Source organism: Acaryochloris sp. CCMEE 5410, from assembly GCF_000238775.2.
Lineage (GTDB): Bacteria > Cyanobacteriota > Cyanobacteriia > Thermosynechococcales > Thermosynechococcaceae > Acaryochloris.
The window spans coordinates 1,987,251-2,004,898 of record NZ_AFEJ02000002.1 but is presented as its reverse complement, the minus strand read 5'-3'; the positions used below and the strand labels follow the sequence as shown (position 1 = coordinate 2,004,898).

Genomic DNA, 17,648 nt, shown 5'->3' with positions numbered 1-17,648 from the left:
GGTCATTGCGAGAAGGTTATTGAGCGTTACGCTCCTGTTAAAACATGCGTTTTTCTAAGATTTTAATTGCGAATCGGGGCGAGATTGCCTTGAGGATACTCCGAACCTGTGGAGAGATGGGAATTTCCACTGTTGCCGTTCATTCCACCGTGGATCAGCAATCTCTCAATGTGCAGTTGGCAGATGAAGCAGTCTGCATTGGAGAACCCGCCAGCAGTAAGAGTTACCTCAATATTCCCAATATTATTTCGGCTGCCTTAACGCGGAATGCGACGGCCATTCATCCGGGATATGGTTTCCTGGCCGAAAATGCCCGCTTTGCCGAGATCTGTGCCGATCATAAGATTCACTTTATTGGTCCTACCCCCGAAGCCATGAGGGCGATGGGAGATAAGTCTACGGCCAAAGAAACGATGCAAAAGGCTGGGGTTCCTACCGTCCCAGGAAGCGATGGCCTGGTACCGGATGAAGCGACGGCTAAAAAAATTGCGGATGATATGGGCTATCCGGTTATGGTCAAAGCCACGGCCGGGGGCGGTGGTCGAGGGATGCGCTTAGTGCGGGAACCTGAAAACTTAGGCAAGCTCTATTTAGCGGCCCAAGGCGAAGCAGAGGCTGCCTTTGGTAATCCTGGGGTCTATATTGAAAAATTTATCGAAAACCCTCGTCATATTGAATTTCAGATTTTTGCTGACAGCTATGGCAATGTGGTTCATTTGGGCGAGCGGGACTGCTCGATCCAGCGACGGCACCAAAAGTTACTGGAAGAATCCCCCAGCCCAGCCCTAAGCCCAGAGCTAAGAGAAAAAATGGGTTCCGCCGCTGTCCGGGCAGCTCAATCGATTGGCTATGTCGGTGCCGGCACCGTTGAGTTCCTGCTGTCTTCGACAGGAGAGTTCTATTTTATGGAGATGAATACCCGAATCCAGGTGGAACATCCGGTGACGGAAGTAACAACGGGCTTAGATTTGATTGCGGAGCAGATCCGCATTGCCCAGGGTGAAAAACTAAGTGTGACCCAAGATCAGGTGAAGCTAACGGGCCATGCCATCGAGTGCCGCATCAATGCCGAAGATCCTGACCATAATTTCCGCCCCCACCCAGGACGTATCAATGGCTATCTACCCCCTGGTGGGCCTGGGGTGCGGGTTGATTCTCATGTGTATACGGATTATGAGATTCCCCCTTATTATGATTCGCTGATTGGCAAACTCATTGTTTGGGGACGAGATCGACCGACTGCGATCGCACGGATGAAACGCGCCCTGCAAGAATGTGCAATTACTGGATTGCCCACCACTATTGGCTTTCATCAAAAAATTCTAGACACTCCAGAATTTATTCAAGGTGAGGTGTATACCAATTTCATTCAAGAAGTGATGGGATTGCAATGATGGTCTTGATGTGGCTGCTAGGTGGATTGCTTACATCGACTCTGACTTTCTTCCACCTCAATAAGGTGAGATGGACAAAAGCAGCCTAGAACAACATTCTCAGTAGACCTTGCTGCCCGAGGAGGACCTCCCGAAGCAGACTCGTGATACCGACCCAAATAATAGGTGTGATATCGACCCCTCCCATGGGTGGAATCAGTTTACGGGTGGGGATCAAAAAGGGTTCCGTTGGCCAGGTCGCCAAGGCAATCGGCATCTGATTGAGATCCACTTGGGGATACCAAGTGAGGATAATTCTGAAAATAAAGAGAAAGATAAACAGCCCTAGGCAAAAGCTGAGGCCCCAAATAAGTAGTGTCTCTATGGTCATAAAATGGTGTCCAACCCAGTACCCTGATATGTTTCAGTGTAGCGCGTTGTCTAGGGTTGGCATAGCAGCAGCAGTCGTTTGAAGCTGACTTGAGCTGGAGAGGGGCAGCTCACTATGCAGCTGGCGAGGCGCAAAAAAGTGATGTGAATACAAGGTTGGTATGGGGGCTATGTCTAAGTTGCCGTTAAGGAAGACTTCTCAATATCCTTACAAACCTTTAAGATTAGAGATGCTGTCGTAATATCAAAAAAATATGACTTCCATGTTAATGACCATTACCCCCTCTTTACAGGGTTTCTTTTATAGCATTCTTTTTGGAGCCATCGTGTTGGGTCTACTCGGCGGTGGATTCATCTTCTTTAGCCAAAAAGATAAGATTGTACGACGCTAGGTTTTTAGGGTGATTGTTGATCTCTAGCGTGGGCTACCTCAGTCCACCTCTAGCGCAATAATCACCTCAGCGTTTTGGTAGCTTCACTATTAATGCCATTTGGGGCAAAATATCTTAAAATATGTTTTCTTAAAGCACGGCTGGAAATACTGTTCAGCCGTGCTTCGTTTTTATAGGTTGATATGCCGCAGCGTCCTCATCATTCCTTTTTGTCACTTCCCCCCTACTTGCTGGGTGAGATTTCAACTGTATAAAGAAACTGAGATACCCCGCTCATCCCATTTGGACCCATAACTCGCTAGCATAGAGTTTGATCCAGGTGGGGTTGTATCGGTTAAATTACAATTTGCTTCCCTACAGCCAACCTAGCCGTTCTCCTTCGTTCCATTACTGATTGAGTATGCGGACCTTGGCTATCAGTCGTCACCCAGAGAGACATCCCAAGTGAATTTCGGTACTCCTGTTCCACTTATTGTTGGAGTTATTTTGATCGTCGGTGCGATCGCATTATTCTTTTTGGATAAAATCAAGCCGGGCTACCGTCGAGATTCCGATAATGTCTATGCCTTTCTCGGCTTACTAGCGGGTGTTATCCTCTTGGCCCACTTGGGTATGGAATTTACCCTGTCCCTGCAGCAGATGATTGTAGTGGGGATGTTAGTGGCGCTGATGATTGAGAATATCCAGAACCGTCTGCCCAATAATGGCCCCATGAGACAGCCTCGAGAGCGAGGCGGACCTCGGGATCGAGACGACGACTATCGCCCTAAACGCCCTCAGCGCTCTAGCCGTATGCGGTCTGAAGCTCAACTGGAGTTTGAAGACGATATGCCTGCTCGACCTCGTCGCATTCGAGGGGAAGGGGACCGTCGGTCAAGACGGGATGAATATGCCTATGGGAATGACTATGATGATTCGCCCAGCCGGCGGTCTAGGCGACGGGCTGCTGCCTATGATGACTATGAGCAAGGCAGCAACAGCTATTCCCAAGATAGCTATGGTCAGGATCAGGCTAGCTATGGTTATGACCAAGGTTATTCTTCGTCAACGTCTTATGCCCCGCCCGAACCTTCATCAGAAGAGCGACCTCGCCGTCGTCGTCCTTTGCAATTAACGGGAGAGCTGGAAGATCAAGACTATACTCCCGATGATTACTCATCAGCGGTCAAAGCCATGAGAAACCGTCGACGTAAAAACACAGATGCTGATGACACAGGTGCGAACGGCTATTCAGCCAATGCTGCTGGCGATAGCGGTTCAGACGATGCTTACGGCCAGAACGGCAATGATGATTATGTAGACTATAAGCCTCTGGATTTACCCAAGTACCCAGGCCCGGGTTCAGGTGGACCAGAGAATGACGACGGCAGTTATTAAGACTGCTCTTGAATCCTTTGAGGCTGGCAGATCTTTGAGTTGCTAAACCTTGGCTGCTAAAGATTTCAGATATTCAGTATTGACGCGTGATTCTCGGGTTAAGGCAATCTTGCCAGTTCGGGCAATTTCTTGAATGCCAAACTTATTCAGCATTTGCACAATTGCCACCATCTTGCCTGGGTCACCTGAGACCTCGATGGTGAGAGCGTCCTCAGAAACATCCACCACTTTGGCACGAAAGATTTGGACAATTTCCACAATCTCAGAGCGTAGAGACGCCGCGGCATTTACTTTAATCAACATCAGCTCCCGCTCCACACAGGGGACTTCAGTAATATCCTGAACCTTAAGAACATTGATTAGCTTATAGAGCTGCTTGGTGAGCTGCTCAATGCTGCGATTATCACCGGGAACGACCATCGTAATGCGAGAGACCCCAATTTGCTCGGCAGGTCCAACGGCTAAACTTTCGATGTTAAATCCTCGTCGGGCAAAAAGTCCGGCGATGCGAGTGAGAACGCCAGCTTCGTCTTCAACTAAGACGGACAGTGTATGTTTCATGGTTTGATTCAGCCCCAGCTTGGGGTGGTGTAATGGCCTGATTATGCGATCAAATCTAGGCGCAGTGCAACTGTTCTGGCTGTGGCTGCTGGATAGGGAAGTGAGCGGCAAGCCAGTCTATAAGAATAGGGTTAAGTCGGTCTGGACATTCGTCATGGGGACAATGGCCCGCATGGGCTAATTCGACTAGCTGGATTCGAGGATTGCAGCGGGCAAAGAGCGGTCCCAATTTGGGTGGGATCATGACATCTTGCTGCCCCCACACCAACAGAATCGGAATCGTTAATTGAGGCAGCATCTCCTTGGCCGAATGTTGAGGGACTTGGGGCTTGGACATAGTGTTGACCATGGCTCGGAGGGCATCTGCGGCCCCCTGATCATAAGCCGGACTGGAAAGGATATCGACGAGATCATCCTCAACGGACGTGGTATCGATATAGGCTTTCCTGACCCAGGAGCGAATAATCTTGGGCTGGCGAATGAATTGAAAAAACGGGTTGAAGATTGGGGGCGCAGTGAACAAGGCTTTGGCAAATGCAGCTATGGGATTGAGGGCGAGTTTCAAAGGTGCGATCGCAGGTTTGACCCATGAAGGATTTTTCAACACCGATGTATCCGGCAGGGTTAGCATGGCCAATCCCGCCACCATCTCTGGATATAGCGCTGCGGCCGTAAGACTGACCAAGGACCCGAGAGAATTACCCACCAAAACCATTGGGGTGCGGATATAGGTCTGCCAAAAGTCATGAACCTGTTCCACCCATAGGGTCACCAAATAGTCGGTAGAGACTTTCTCGGATGCCCCAAACCCCAGTAAATCGAGCGCATAGACGGTTCGGTCTTGGGCAAACACCGGTATATTGAAGCGCCAATGGCCAATCGAAGCTCCGAACCCATGTAATAGCAACATGGGGGGTTGCGTCGTCTCCTGTTGTCCGCGCATAAAGGTATAGCGAATTTGCCATCCCCGCCAAGCCCAGTCTCGCTGGTGGCCGATTTGCTGTTGCCAAGTTCTGAATGTACTCAATCCGATTGCCTACCTTACTGTCGACTCAATTCTAGTGATACCCCTACGGAGCAGAGGACGGTTCATTGTCTGGAGCTGGATCAGAATGATCTAAAAACTGAAAATTGACTTTCCCCTGCTCATCCGTGACTTTGACCATCACCTTGCCTGGGTCGTCATTCCCTTCTTGGACCCCGCACTCAAAGGTGTCCCCTTGATGAGCAATTTTGAACTTGCCCTCACAAGAGGCTTTGACTTTGCTTAAACGCTCATCTTTGAAGGTCTTCTCAATATTCTCTTCAATCACTCCTAAATTCACTAGGCCCGTTTGTACAGACCATGAAATATCGCCTTGGTCATCCTTTAAGGTGACTTGGGTTTTGAGAATATTCCCTTCTAGGGCATAGATCTCACAAACAAACCTTTTACCGACTTTGCTCTCAATATCTTGGGGACATTTCACCGAGTGCACTGCAATTTCAGTTTTGCGCTCAAATTCCTTGTGAATTCGGCGACCCACTTCATCTCCATCCACGATGGGAGCACAAGCTAGAAGCATGGTGGGGAGGAAGATGAGACTATACCCTTGCAAATATTGCAAGCCACGATTTCTGTTCACGGGCGTTTAGCAAAAGACGATGAGACTTCAGAAGACGATGAGGGCTGTTGGGTTTATAAATGCCAGCGGCTAGGCGACAGCACAGCCTGGGATCTAAAACCCCATGTTCGACTCACCCCTTAACTTTGGGGAATAAACTTGAGGGCAGCAGAGTTCATGCAATATCTTAAGCCCGTGGGTTTTGGACCATCATTAAAGACATGGCCTAGATGAGCATCACAAGCGGCACAGAGTACCTCAGTTCGAACCATAAACAAACTGCGATCCGTCTTTTCCTGGACATGAGTTTTATCCGCCGGAGCCCAAAAGCTGGGCCAGCCCGTCCCAGAATCAAATTTGGTGTCGGATGTGAATAATTCTGTACCGCAACACACACATTGGTAGGTGCCTGCTGCCTTGAGGTCATGATATTCCCCAGTAAAGGCCCGCTCTGTTCCATGGTGACGGGTCACACGGAACTGTTCTGGAGTGAGTTGGGCTTCCCATTCCTGTTCCGTTTTTTGTACTTTTTCCATAAATCTTGTGTTGAGTCAGAAGGGCAATATTGCTTAAGCGATATCAGGAGAAACATCTACAGCCGCCACAATTGAGCGAACTATTTGTGTCTCTTCTCTAAATCCTAACGTTACTTTTTCCATCTTTGGGGTTGTTTGGGGGTGATTCCCCCCAGGGAGGTTGGATAACCGATATCCTTGGCCCTTTCTACTCGGTAGGATGACTCAGAGTTAGAACGAATCCTTCGTCTCTAAACAGGTCGATGAGGGTAAATGCATTGGATCTCACTGTTCCCTATCCCCATTGGGAGGTCGTGGGGAACAAATGCAGCCCATGGGCCTGCAGGATCGGAGATAAAGGGTGGGGATCTAAAGCAAATCCTAAATTATGAAGTTAAGGGGTGGCTTCTAGTGCTGCACAGCACAAACATGATTAACATTGAATGATAATAATCTGAGCACAGCTCTCAAGTGCGATTGAGGCTGACCGTTTATTCCTGGTACTTTCTTTATTTAATGCAATGACCAGCAATCCTTCAGCCCAAATTCATGGTTCTTCTAGCGAACTGTCCCTCGACGCTATCGACCTACAAGATCGCTGCGAGCTAAGCAATCGCACCGGCATGGATAGCGAAACCCTTAAGCGGGCTTTCCTGAATAATCTATTCTACGTCCAGGGTAAATTCCCTGCCCTGGCGACCACCAATGACTACTATATGGCGTTGGCCTATACCGTTAGAGACCGCCTCCTCCAACGGTGGATCAATACAGCTGCCACCTATACCGAACTCGGGTCCCGGACCGTCGCCTATTTCTCTGCAGAGTTCCTGATGGGACCGCATCTGGGCAATAACCTTATTAACCTCGGTATTTATGACCAAGTTGAGCAAGGCATGGCAGAATTGGGCCTCAGCTTGGATGAGCTGCAAGAGGAAGAAGAAGAGCCAGGCTTAGGTAATGGTGGTCTAGGACGCTTAGCTGCTTGCTACTTGGATTCCTTGGCCACCTTGGATATTCCGTCTTTGGGATATGGCATTCGCTACGAATTTGGCATTTTTGATCAAGATATTCGTGATGGCTGGCAAGTCGAGCGGACCGACAAATGGTTAAGCGCTGGCAATCCCTGGGAAATCGCCCGTCCAGAATGGTCCGTAGAGATTAAATTAGGCGGCCACACCGAACATTACACAGACGATCACGGTAACTATCGGTCTCGTTGGGTGCCGGATCAAGTCGTCAAAGGGATTCCCTATGACACCCCAATTTTGGGCTACCAGACCAATACGGCCAATACCCTGCGTCTGTGGACAGCTGAAGCACCGGAGTCCTTTGACTTTACGTCCTTTAACTCAGGGGATTATTTAGGGGCCGTTTACGAAAAGATGATCTCGGAAAATATTTCCAAGGTCCTCTATCCCAATGATGATTCATCCCAAGGTAAGCAACTCCGTCTCACCCAGCAGTTTTTCTTTGTCTCCTGTTCATTGCAGGATATGATTCGCATTCTCCATGGTCAGAATTTGCCTTTAGAAAATTTCCACAAGAAATTTGCGGTGCAGCTGAATGATACTCACCCCGCCATCTCTGTGGTTGAACTGATGCGGCTGCTGATCGATCATCACCAAATGGACTGGGAGCAAGCCTGGGCTATCACCCATCAGACCTTTGCCTATACGAACCATACGCTTTTGCCTGAAGCATTAGAACGGTGGCCCATTGAGTTGTTTGGGTCTCTGTTGCCCCGTCACTTAGAACTGATTTATGAAATTAATCAGCGCTTCTTAGACGAGGTGCGGATTAAGTTCCCTGACGATGAAGAGCGCATGATTCGCATGTCTCTGATTGATGAAAGTGGGGAACGGTATGTGCGCATGGCTCACCTGGCCTGTGTCGGTAGCCATGCCATTAACGGGGTGGCAGCGCTGCATACAGAATTGCTGCAAAAAGATGTACTGCGGGATTTCTATGAAATGTATCCCCATAAGTTCACCAATAAAACCAATGGGGTGACCCCCCGTCGGTTTATGGTTCTCAGCAATTCTCAACTCAGCAAGCTGATTACGAGCAAAATTGGTGATTCTTGGATCAAAAATCTGAAGGAACTGCAGCAGTTAGAGCAGTTTGTGGATGACGCTGGTTTTCAAGTGGAATGGCGGCGGATTAAGCAGCACAGTAAAACTGAGCTGGCGACTTATATCCAAAACAATAACGGCATCACCGTTGACCCGGATTCTCTCTTTGATATTCAGGCGAAGCGCTTCCATGAATATAAGCGCCAACACTTAAGCCTGCTCCATATCGTTACCCTCTACAACCGCATTAAGGAGAATCCAGATATTGAGATTACGCCTCGCACCTTTATCTTCGGCGGTAAAGCAGCGCCAGGCTATTTTATGGCCAAGCTGATTATCAAGCTTATTAACTCTGTGGGGAATGTGGTTAACCGCGATCCGGATGTGCGAGGACGGCTTAAGGTGGTCTTTTTGAAGGACTATAACGTCAAACTGGCCCAGCGAATTTACCCCGCTGCTGATTTATCGGAGCAGATTTCCACCGCGGGTAAAGAGGCATCAGGCACAGGCAATATGAAATTTGCCCTAAATGGTGCTCTGACCATTGGCACCTTAGATGGAGCCAATGTGGAAATTCGAGAAGAAGTGGGTGAAGAAAACTTTTTCTTATTCGGCTTGACGACTGAAGAGGTCTATCACAAGCGAGCCCATGGCTATCGATCTCGGGATTACTACCATACCAACGCTGAGCTAAAGCTGGCGATTGATCGGATCGCTTCTGGTTTCTTTTCCCAGGGAGATGCAGAGCTGTTTCGACCTTTGGTTGATGATCTGCTCAACCAGGACCAATATTTCCTCTTTGCGGACTATGCGTCCTATATCGCTTGTCAAGATCAGGTGGCTGCGGTCTATAAAGATCAGACGAAGTGGACTCGCATGTCGATTCTAAATGCAGCCCGTATGGGTAAGTTCTCTTCGGATCGCTCGATTGAAGACTATTGTCGAGATATCTGGAAAGTTGAACCTGTGAACGTTGAATTGCGCCAGTGCTAGGCATCAGCACCTAAATCATGGACAGTTTAGAACAGCTGGTTCAAGGACAGGTGCTCACAGAGTCTCAAAAGGCTGAATTAGGCCAATGGATGCTGTCTGAGCCGGATCGGGCAGCGGCGTTTGGCCTAACCCCAGCCTCAGTAGACACAACCATTTATCAGCTCGCCCAGCTCCTCCCCCGAATCTACCCCCCAGTGGAGGTGTTTTGGTGTGGAGACTGCCAAATTTCGACTTCGCCCCTACAGCTTCTCTGGCGGGTATGGATGCCGCTAGCCTGCCAGATAGCGGAAGCGAGACGGAAGCTGAATCGCCCACTGATTCAAGGCATTTTGGGCATGCAGGGGGCTGGAAAAACGACCCTGACCACGGTGTTGCAGATCGTTCTGGAACAGCTAGGCTATTCGTGCTGCTGCCTGTCCATCGATGATCTCTATAAGACCTATGGTGAGCGTCAACAGCTGCAGAAGGAGGATCCTCGACTGAAATGGCGAGGGCCACCGGGAACCCATGATGTTGATTTGGGTCTTCAAATTCTAGATCAGGTGCGAGCCAATGAGGCAAATACTCAACTTCAGATTCCTCGGTTTGATAAGTCGGCCTTTGGCGGCCAGGGTGATCGCAGTGGGTTTGAATCGGTGCCGACTGTCGATATTGTCCTGTTTGAGGGCTGGTTTGTGGGGGCACAGCCCATTTCACCGGAGGTCTTGGAACAGGCCCCTGCACCGATTGATACACCTGCTGATCGCCAGTTCGCCATAGATATGAACCGACGCTTACAGGATTACTTGCCTCTCTGGGACCGTCTTGACCGCTTGATGGTGCTGAATCTAGCGGATTATCAGCTTAGTAAACAGTGGCGAAAAGAGGCAGAACATAAAGCGATCGCAGCTGGTAACGCTGGCATGAGCGATGGGGAAATCGATGAATTTGTGGATTACTTCTGGAAAACGCTGCACCCAGAGCTATTTGTAAAACCCTTGACTACCCAGGAGCACGGGGCCGATCTGGTGATTACAGTCAATGCAGATCACACCTTGGGTGATATTTATCAACCGGCTCGGAGGTTGGATACGGCCTAGGGCCATTGCCGTATTCAATTCAAGCTAATATCAATCCAGACTGAACAGAAGCATAAACTGTGACTAAGAACGGTAAGTCTGGGCTGCGATCGTTGGTACCGGGTTGGTGGCAGCTGACCCATTATCAATGGCAGTGGTTTCGGCAGGATAGCATCGCGGGGATAACGGTCGCGGCGTATTTGGTTCCTCAATGTATGGCCTATGGGGAGTTAGCGGGGGTGGAGCCTGTGGCTGGTTTGTGGGCTATTTTGCCTGCCATGGTGATCTACGCAATGTTCGGATCTTCGCTGCAACTCTCTTTAGGGCCTGAATCGACAACTGCTGTGATGACAGCTGTTGCCATTAGGCCTTTAGTGGCCGATGGAGCCTATGAGGCGGCGAGTTGGGCTGCAGTCTTAGCCTTATGTGTCGGACTGGTTTATTTGATTGCTTATATCGCTCGACTGGGCTTTCTGGCTGATTTGCTGTCGAAGCCCATTTTAGTGGGATATATGGCAGGGGTCGCCCTGATTATGATCATTGGCCAGCTAGGCAAGGTAAGCGGTATTCCCATTCAGTCTGAGAGTTTGGTGGGAGAGGTGCAAGACTTTGTGACTCAATTCGATCAGCTGCATCTACCGACCTTTGTGTTGGCAACCGCTGTCTTGTTTTTTCTCTTTGTGATTCAAATTCGCTTTCCCAAATGGCCGGGGCCGCTGATTGCAGTTTTATTGGCAACGGCAGCGGTCGCTGTATTTCAGCTCGATCAGCAAGGCGTCAAGGTGGTAGGTACCATCCCAGCGGGTTTGCCCACGCCACTCCTGCCCCGTTTCTCACTTCACAAAATTTCTACTTTGCTCGCGGCAGCAGTGGGCATTGCCGTGGTGGGATATTCGGATAATGTATTGACGGCCCGATCCTTTGCTAACCGTAATGGCTACCAAATCGACGGGAATCAAGAACTGTTGGCCTTAGGCATCGCGAATTTGGCCACGGGGTTGCTGCAAGGCTTCCCCATCAGCAGCAGTGGTAGCCGTACCGTGATTGGCGATGCGTTGGGGAGTAAGACCCAAGTGTTTTCCTTGGTCGCGTTTGGGGTGGTGGTCATTGTTTTGCTGCTTCTACGGCCTGTACTGGCGCTCTTCCCGACCGCAGCACTCGGGGCAATTGTGATCTTTGCGGCAACCCGACTGATTGAATGGGCAGAATTTAAGCGACTCTGGCGGTTTCGAAAAACGGAGTGGGGGTTAGCCATCATCACTACGTTAGGCGTGTTGGGAACGGATATTTTACTAGGGGTGGCGGTGGCGGTGGGCTTGTCGGTGATTGATCTGTTTGCTCGGATTGCCCGCCCCCATGATGCCGTGTTGGGGAAAGTTCCTGGCATGGCTGGCCTCCATGATATTGCCGATTGGGAGGGGACGGCGACCTGGCCAGGTTTAGTGATTTATCGCTATGATGCGCCCCTTTGTTTTGCTAATGCCGAAAATTTTAAGCAGCGAGTCTTGGCTGCGATCTCAACTGAAGAACCCCCTGTCCACTGGTTTGTCCTCAACACGGAAGCCATCATCAATATTGATATTACGGCGGTCGATATGCTGGAAGAGCTGCGCCGAGAACTCGCTAAGCAAGACATTCAGTTTGGCATTGCCCGGATGAAACAAGACCTTTATGGTCAGCTGCAGCCCACCGCTTTTCTGAAAAACATTCCGCCAGAGTACATTTTTGCCACGCTACCCACGGCAGTTTCGGCCTACACGACCCTATATCCAGCGTCTGCTAATCCTTTGGATCAACCATCTACATGAACTTTTTAGCCCATCTCTACCTGGCTCAGCCGACCGTTGACCATCGGCTAGGTAACTTACTCGCAGACTTCATTAAAGGGACGGCCCGCCAGGAGTTCTCTCTGGAGATGCAGGCAGGGATGAAATACCACCAACAGATTGATAGTTTTACGGATCGTCATCCGGTGGTACGCCATAGCAAACGTCTGATCAGTCCCGCGCATCGCCGGATGGCAGGCATATTAGTAGATATTTTTTACGATCACCATCTGGCTTGCCAGTGGCCAGAGTATAGTGATGTGCCCCTGGCGACGTTTACCCAGGAGATTTACCGTTCTTTCCAAACCTATACGGGCTGGTTGCCTACGGATGTTCACATTCTTTTGAATCGGATTGCCGCAGAAGATTGGCTAACCCAATATCAATCCATTGAGGGCATCGAGACTACCTTGTCTCGCTTATCTCGCAGAATTAGCCACCGTTGGCAGCGTTCCGTCAACCTATGCCCCGCTATTGAAGATTGGTTGACCCACTACCCCACTGTTGCCCAGGACTTTGCACAATTTTTCCCAGACATGATTCAGCATTGCCACACCCTGGATCAAGTGGGCAGTAAAGACCGCTGACATTGCGGGCAAATGGCATGAATCGACAGTTGACAGTCCAATAAATGGAAGCCTGATTTTTTCGCTGTCTTTGAGCCAATCTTCAAAACAGAGTCACTTTTAAACTCAATGGTTTTGTTGCATTTAACGCAAATCAGGTGGTGATGATGGTAGGGATAGGGCTGATTCAGTTCATAGTGTTTATGACCTTCAGCGAATTCTAACTCTCGCAAAATCCCCATGCGAGCCATTAATTTTACCGTTCGATAAATCGTGGATAAACTAATAGGCTCACCCTGTTCTTCCAAGAGATTGTATAAATCTTCAGCGCTTAAATGTTTTCCCTTTTGCAGGTTTTGAAACACATTGAGGATCGTTTCTCGTTGAGGTGTAAGACGCCACCCTCGATCGTTGAGTTCTGCTTTAAGTGAGTTAGCACTGTACATAGTCTTTTCTCAAGAACATGAGCTTATTGAAAGTCTAACGAATGATGGATCCTTTGGCAACAAGAAGATTCTATTGAGAAAAGTAAAGCGAGGGCGTGAATCCTGAAGAAGTCTGTAATTCTATACGCTGACCTGTATTGCAGTCTATTTGCCCTTGACGCAAGAAAGGGGATCGCTTAGCGATCCCCTTAGGGTGATCTTGGCAATTGTTAAGGCCGAAAGGGTTAGGCAAAGGCCTCTAAAAAGTCACGGATTCGGTTGCGTCGCTTGGGTTGTCGAAGCTTTTGTAGCGCCTTCGATTCAATTTGGCGAACCCGCTCTCGTGATAAATCTAAGGACTTACCAATTTGGGCAAGGGAATGGGTTTTGCCATCATTGAGGCCAAATCGCATGGTGATCACATCTCGCTCCCGAGGGGTGAGGTCGGCGAGGAGCTGCTTGAGTTCATGCTGTAAGGACTCTCGCATGATCAGCTCTTCTGGAGAAATATCATCCGTTTCTAGCAGGTCACCCAACTCCGTATCTTTGTCCTTACCAACTTTGATCTCCAGGGAGACGGAGCGGGGGACGCGGACTAAGAGTTCCCGAATTTGCTCCGGGGTCATATCCATTTCCTGGGCAATGTCCTCAATGCTGGCGGTGCGGCCTTTGCTTTGGGACAGTTTACGCTGAGCTTTTTTGATTTTGTTCAGCTTCTCAGTGATATGGACCGGGAGGCGGATGGTGCGGCTTTGAGTTGCGATCGCACGGGTGATCCCTTGGCGAATCCACCAGTAGGCATAGGTACTAAAGCGATACCCTTTAGTGGGATCAAACTTTTCGACTGCCCGTTCTAAACCTAAGGTTCCTTCTTGAATCAAATCCAGAAGTTCTAAACCTCGGTTTTGGTATTTCTTCGCGACCGAGACGACCAAGCGCAGATTGGCTTGAATCATATGCTCCTTCGCTTTAATGCCTTGCTTAACGATTTGGTCAAGCTCCGCATTGGATAATTCAGCTTTCTCTGCCCAGGCGGTTTTGCCTTCAGCTAGGCGGGGCTTCAGATCTGCGACTGGAATATCAGCTTCCTTGGCCCAGCGGTTAAAGGAAGGACGATGCCCCAACATCGCGGTCAACCGATCGCGGACATCCGTTAAACGGGCATACTCAGCAATCGCTGGATGACTGTCCAAAAATTCTTCTCGCGTTTCCAGTAGATGCATATAGCGTTGCACCTTCTGGGCTTCAGCGACTTCTTCATCCCGTTCTAATAGGTTGACTCGGCCAATTTCTTGTAAATATAACCGCACCAAATCCGTCGTTCCCCGACGATTGGCAGCAGAAATGGGAGTCATCTTCAGAGCGGCAAGATCTTCGGAAGCATCATCATCTAAATCAGCGTTTGGATCAAACTCTACTTCCTCAGGTTCATTGGAATTTTGATCAAGGTCACGACTGTTCCCTTGACCGTCATAAACGGCATGAATGACTTCTGCTTTTTGCGGAATTGCCGACATCTAAGATCACCTCTAACAGGTTAAAGCGAAAACAGCTCCCTTCCTCTATAGTTCCCAAAAAATAAGACTTTCAAGCATATGAAGAGTTCTAGTTTTGGCTGTAAACTAAACAGAGAAGATACATCCAAGTGATTATTTCGCCGCTACCAAATAATGGTTTCTTGTTTGGAAGACAGTCAAAATTGCAGCAATTTCTCACTGGATGTGTTTCCATACCATATGGCTTCTTTTAAGTGCTTGCAGTGACTGAGGTCAACTCGATCTGGCAACTTGCATCACATTTGTTTTATTCACTGGGCTTAAATCACCTATGATGCGCTCCTTTGTTTTACCCTCAACCTTTCTGCTGACCTTATTGCTGATGGTGGGGTTATTCTTCTTTATTCGCGCCTCGGTGAAAGATCGAACAGAACAGCTGCAGTGGCTGTCTAGCCAGCCAGAAGAAGCCGTACTCAAGAAAGTGGAAGACCACCTGACGAATCGGTCCTATCGGCTCTCGGCTTTAGACAAAGAATTAGATCAAGTTACCTTTGAAGGAACGGTGCGGCCTAGCGTGGTGTTGGCCTGTTTCCTCACCGCCCTGATGCTAACGGCAACCCTGTGCTTAAGCCTAGTGTTTAGCATTCTCTTTCCCTCTGTAGGCTTTGGCTTTACGGTGATCACCGTTATTTCACCGGTGGCAGGCTGGTTTTACTGGCAAAAGGCCCAACGGCCTGAACAGGTCAGACTCAAGGTAGAATCGGTGGCCTCGTCTGGAGAGACAGACCCCCAAACCCTACTCACGGTGATTGCCCACCGGGATGAAATTACAGCGATGCGCCCAACCCTAAAGACCTTCGGCGTCATTGCACCATAAATTTCGGTTGTCTCCAGATATTTAGGGCATTGTCCCCAACTCAATCCACTGCTGATTGATGCGTGGGACATAGCTCTTGCTGGTGAGAGCACCCCCATTCTTTTGGATGACCTTTACAGAGGCTCGATTGGCTGGATGATAGGTGATTAAAACAGGCTGAATTCCCTTTTTTTGGGCTTTCGCTAGGGTCAGTGCCAACAGCTGAGTACCATTTCCTTGGCCTCGATCTGCAGGACGAACCATATGCCGATATGCCCCCCACCTCTTCTAGAGAGGGCGTTAAGCAATGTTGTAGCCGACTTTCGCCTAACACTCGATTGTTTTCATTGATCAGCCAAAAAGTGGTTGCCGGAACAAATCCCGGTTGCAGGCCAATACCGAGGGCGTTCTGTTCTAGCTGATGAAGGTAGGCCAGAAAAGAGTTTTGAATAAAGGAGATGTTTTGATCGTGAATGAATGTTTCACCCGCATGCTGAAAGTCGCTCACTATGTTTAGGAATTCAGATTTCAGGGCTGCAGTAGGCTGAATGAGTTGCAAGCGATTTGGTTCAGTCAATGCTAGGTGAAAACTGTGCTGCTATTCGTCTTCCCAGGTTTCAACTTCTAGGAAACTGGCAATTGGATCTTGCATCGAAAATTCAAAGTCGATTAACTCATCTTTTAGATGGGACCACTTATCGGGAAACAGCAATCCAACTTTCCATAAACTATCGGTTGGCTTGAGCTTTTGAGAATTGACTAACGACTGCACTTGGCGCTGCAGTTTACCCATTGGGTGCAGAACCGCCGGAGTTATGGTGGTGTTTGTCATATATGGATTGTAGAAAGATTAAACGGGTTGCTAATAGTGCAAACACTAGAAACAGCTGCGTTGCGCTTTCTAAGAGGTGTTGCGCAACCGACTGATTTAATTCGCTCATGATCCTAGCACATGCTTATGAATTTCCTGGGCGGCAGATTATTGATTTTTCCTTAATAATCATGCTATTCATAAGTTCCTCAAGACAAACAATGCAATGCGAATTGGCATTATTGGCTGTGGTGTCGTGGGGGCAGCAATTGCCTTTGAGCTCAGTCAGACCCATCAGGTGACCGTGTGGGATGCACGGTCGCCCCATCAATGGCAGGCGACAGGTGCGGCCCTGGGGGTGCTGATGGCAGCGATTACCCCGAAGCTTAAGGGCAAACATCTGCAACTGCGCCTAGACAGCCTCAAGTTCTACGACACGTTAATACCCAAACTAGAAGCGATCACCAAAACATCCTTACCCTATAACCAACAAGGCATTTTACGCCTGTGTTTTGATGGTGATGAGCTGAGTCGCTGGTCTAGAACCCAGCAAGTTCGAGCCCAACAAGGATTTCAGCTGGAAATTTTGGATCAAGGTCAGCTTTTTCACAACTATCCTCATTTAAGCGCGGCCCATCTTAGGGCGTCAAAAATCCCAGTAGTGGGTGCCATCTTTTCTTCCCAAGATCGCCAAATTGATCCCGTTGCGTTATCAGTAGCCTTGATTGCTGCGGCTCAGAATAATGGGGCTGAGTTTTATTTCGATACGCCGATTTCTGGCTTCAAATCGTTGCGGACAGATGATCCCCAGTCTCTTACTCATGTCTGCTCCTCCACCGAAAGCTATCCCCTGGATTGGGTGATTGTGTCGGCGGGGCTGGGATCAACGGCCCTAACGACTACGCTTCACCAACCCGTACCTATCTATCCTGTTCTAGGACAAGCACTGCACCTCAAACGCCAACATCCGCTGGTAGACCCATTGCCTGTGGTCAATGGTGATCGGGTGCATATTGTGCCCCTCAATGCTTCGGAAGTATGGGTGGGGGCGACGGTTGAATTTCCGTCTGAGGTGGGAGGCGCTATCGAAGCCGATCCGATTCAATTAAAGGAGTTGCATCAACGTGCGATCGCACTCGATGCATCCCTCGCCCATGCCAGTATTCTCAGAACCTGGTCTGGCTTACGTCCTCGGCCCCATGAACGGCCTGCGCCCATCATTGAACGACTCCCTGGTTATGACAATGTGGTGGTGGCGAGTGGGCATTATCGCAATGGTGTCTTATTAGCCCCCATTACGGCCCAAAAAGTGCGACAGTTGATATCGAACTAA

General features: G+C 49.1%; 18 protein-coding genes. 9 read left to right on the top strand and 9 right to left on the bottom strand.

Translation table 11 applies throughout. The features are described from left to right. The first annotated feature begins 44 nt into the window (after nt 1-44). Nucleotides 45-1,394 carry an acetyl-CoA carboxylase biotin carboxylase subunit gene (gene accC / locus ON05_RS30065; RefSeq protein WP_010477424.1) on the top strand — a complete coding sequence of 450 codons (1,350 nt, stop codon included), beginning with the start codon at nt 45-47 and terminating at the stop codon, nt 1,392-1,394. An 85-nt stretch (nt 1,395-1,479) separates the two neighbouring features. On the opposite strand, the gene ON05_RS30060 is transcribed toward accC, so the two are convergent. After that, the gene (locus tag ON05_RS30060) at nt 1,480-1,764 is read right to left on the bottom strand and encodes a YggT family protein (RefSeq protein ID WP_010477422.1); all 285 of its coding nucleotides are present in this window, start codon (nt 1,762-1,764) and stop codon (nt 1,480-1,482) included. A 268-nt stretch (nt 1,765-2,032) separates the two neighbouring features. Here ON05_RS30060 and ON05_RS30055 point away from each other — a divergent pair, with 268 nt between their 5' ends. Together ON05_RS30055 and ON05_RS30050 are read left to right on the top strand one after the other, a co-directional pair. Further along, nucleotides 2,033-2,155 (top strand): photosystem II reaction center X protein, encoded by a 123-nt coding sequence (locus ON05_RS30055; protein ID WP_010477420.1) that lies wholly within the window; start codon nt 2,033-2,035, stop codon nt 2,153-2,155. Nucleotides 2,156-2,599: 444 nt separating this feature from the next. After that, on the top strand, nt 2,600-3,532 hold the full coding sequence (locus tag ON05_RS30050; protein WP_050857518.1) for a Ycf66 family protein: 933 nt from the start codon (nt 2,600-2,602) through the stop codon (nt 3,530-3,532). A 42-nt stretch (nt 3,533-3,574) separates the two neighbouring features. Here ON05_RS30050 and ilvN read toward each other — a convergent pair whose 3' ends face one another. The 4 genes from ilvN to msrB all read right to left on the bottom strand — a co-directional run bounded on the left by ilvN (nt 3,575) and on the right by msrB (nt 6,233). Further along, the gene (gene ilvN, locus ON05_RS30045; RefSeq protein ID WP_010477416.1) at nt 3,575-4,093 is read right to left on the bottom strand and encodes an acetolactate synthase small subunit; all 519 of its coding nucleotides are present in this window, start codon (nt 4,091-4,093) and stop codon (nt 3,575-3,577) included. 55 nt (nt 4,094-4,148) lie between these two features. Beyond that, nucleotides 4,149-5,120, bottom strand: coding sequence for an alpha/beta fold hydrolase (locus tag ON05_RS30040; RefSeq protein ID WP_010477413.1), 972 nt, complete (start codon nt 5,118-5,120; stop codon nt 4,149-4,151). A gap of 43 nt (nt 5,121-5,163) precedes the next feature. Further along, nucleotides 5,164-5,718, bottom strand: coding sequence for a DUF4333 domain-containing protein (locus tag ON05_RS30035; protein WP_236619079.1), 555 nt, complete (start codon nt 5,716-5,718; stop codon nt 5,164-5,166). Between the two features lie 119 nt (nt 5,719-5,837). Further along, complete coding sequence (msrB, locus tag ON05_RS30030) at nt 5,838-6,233, bottom strand: peptide-methionine (R)-S-oxide reductase MsrB (RefSeq protein ID WP_010477409.1); 396 nt, start codon at nt 6,231-6,233, stop codon at nt 5,838-5,840. 500 nt (nt 6,234-6,733) lie between these two features. Between msrB and ON05_RS30025 the strand changes: the two genes are divergently transcribed. From ON05_RS30025 to ON05_RS30010, 4 genes are read left to right on the top strand one after another with little or no spacing between them, the layout of a single operon-like run. Then, nucleotides 6,734-9,277, top strand: a complete 2,544-nt coding sequence (locus tag ON05_RS30025; RefSeq protein WP_010477408.1) for a glycogen/starch/alpha-glucan phosphorylase — start codon at nt 6,734-6,736, stop codon at nt 9,275-9,277. A 17-nt stretch (nt 9,278-9,294) separates the two neighbouring features. Further along, a complete protein-coding gene (locus tag ON05_RS30020; RefSeq protein ID WP_010477406.1) occupies nt 9,295-10,356 on the top strand; it encodes a hypothetical protein in 1,062 nt (353 codons plus the stop codon). Nucleotides 10,357-10,415: 59 nt separating this feature from the next. Further along, nucleotides 10,416-12,143: a solute carrier family 26 protein gene (locus tag ON05_RS30015; protein WP_010477404.1), complete on the top strand. Its 1,728-nt coding sequence runs from the start codon at nt 10,416-10,418 to the stop codon at nt 12,141-12,143. After that, the gene (locus ON05_RS30010; RefSeq protein ID WP_010477402.1) at nt 12,140-12,748 is read left to right on the top strand and encodes an ACP phosphodiesterase; all 609 of its coding nucleotides are present in this window, start codon (nt 12,140-12,142) and stop codon (nt 12,746-12,748) included. Before ON05_RS30015 ends, ON05_RS30010 begins: the two co-directional genes overlap by 4 nt. On the opposite strand, the gene ON05_RS30005 is transcribed toward ON05_RS30010, so the two are convergent. Together ON05_RS30005 and sigC are read right to left on the bottom strand one after the other, a co-directional pair. Continuing rightward, nucleotides 12,724-13,173: a Fur family transcriptional regulator gene (locus ON05_RS30005; protein WP_010477400.1), complete on the bottom strand. Its 450-nt coding sequence runs from the start codon at nt 13,171-13,173 to the stop codon at nt 12,724-12,726. The two genes, ON05_RS30010 and ON05_RS30005, sit on opposite strands and share 25 nt — an antisense overlap. 224 nt (nt 13,174-13,397) lie before the next feature. Then, nucleotides 13,398-14,669 carry an RNA polymerase sigma factor SigC gene (gene sigC, locus ON05_RS30000; protein ID WP_010477398.1) on the bottom strand — a complete coding sequence of 424 codons (1,272 nt, stop codon included), beginning with the start codon at nt 14,667-14,669 and terminating at the stop codon, nt 13,398-13,400. A gap of 313 nt (nt 14,670-14,982) precedes the next feature. Here sigC and ON05_RS29995 point away from each other — a divergent pair, with 313 nt between their 5' ends. Further along, on the top strand, nt 14,983-15,525 hold the full coding sequence (locus ON05_RS29995; protein WP_029315473.1) for a cofactor assembly of complex C subunit B: 543 nt from the start codon (nt 14,983-14,985) through the stop codon (nt 15,523-15,525). A gap of 21 nt (nt 15,526-15,546) precedes the next feature. Here the strand turns inward: ON05_RS29995 and ON05_RS29990 are convergent, their stop codons facing one another. Beyond that, nucleotides 15,547-15,768 carry a GNAT family N-acetyltransferase gene (locus tag ON05_RS29990; RefSeq protein WP_010477395.1) on the bottom strand — a complete coding sequence of 74 codons (222 nt, stop codon included), beginning with the start codon at nt 15,766-15,768 and terminating at the stop codon, nt 15,547-15,549. 334 nt (nt 15,769-16,102) lie between these two features. Then, on the bottom strand, nt 16,103-16,336 hold the full coding sequence (locus ON05_RS29985) for a DUF4327 family protein (protein WP_236619078.1): 234 nt from the start codon (nt 16,334-16,336) through the stop codon (nt 16,103-16,105). A gap of 205 nt (nt 16,337-16,541) precedes the next feature. Here ON05_RS29985 and ON05_RS29980 point away from each other — a divergent pair, with 205 nt between their 5' ends. After that, the gene (locus ON05_RS29980; protein WP_010477389.1) at nt 16,542-17,648 is read left to right on the top strand and encodes an FAD-binding oxidoreductase; all 1,107 of its coding nucleotides are present in this window, start codon (nt 16,542-16,544) and stop codon (nt 17,646-17,648) included.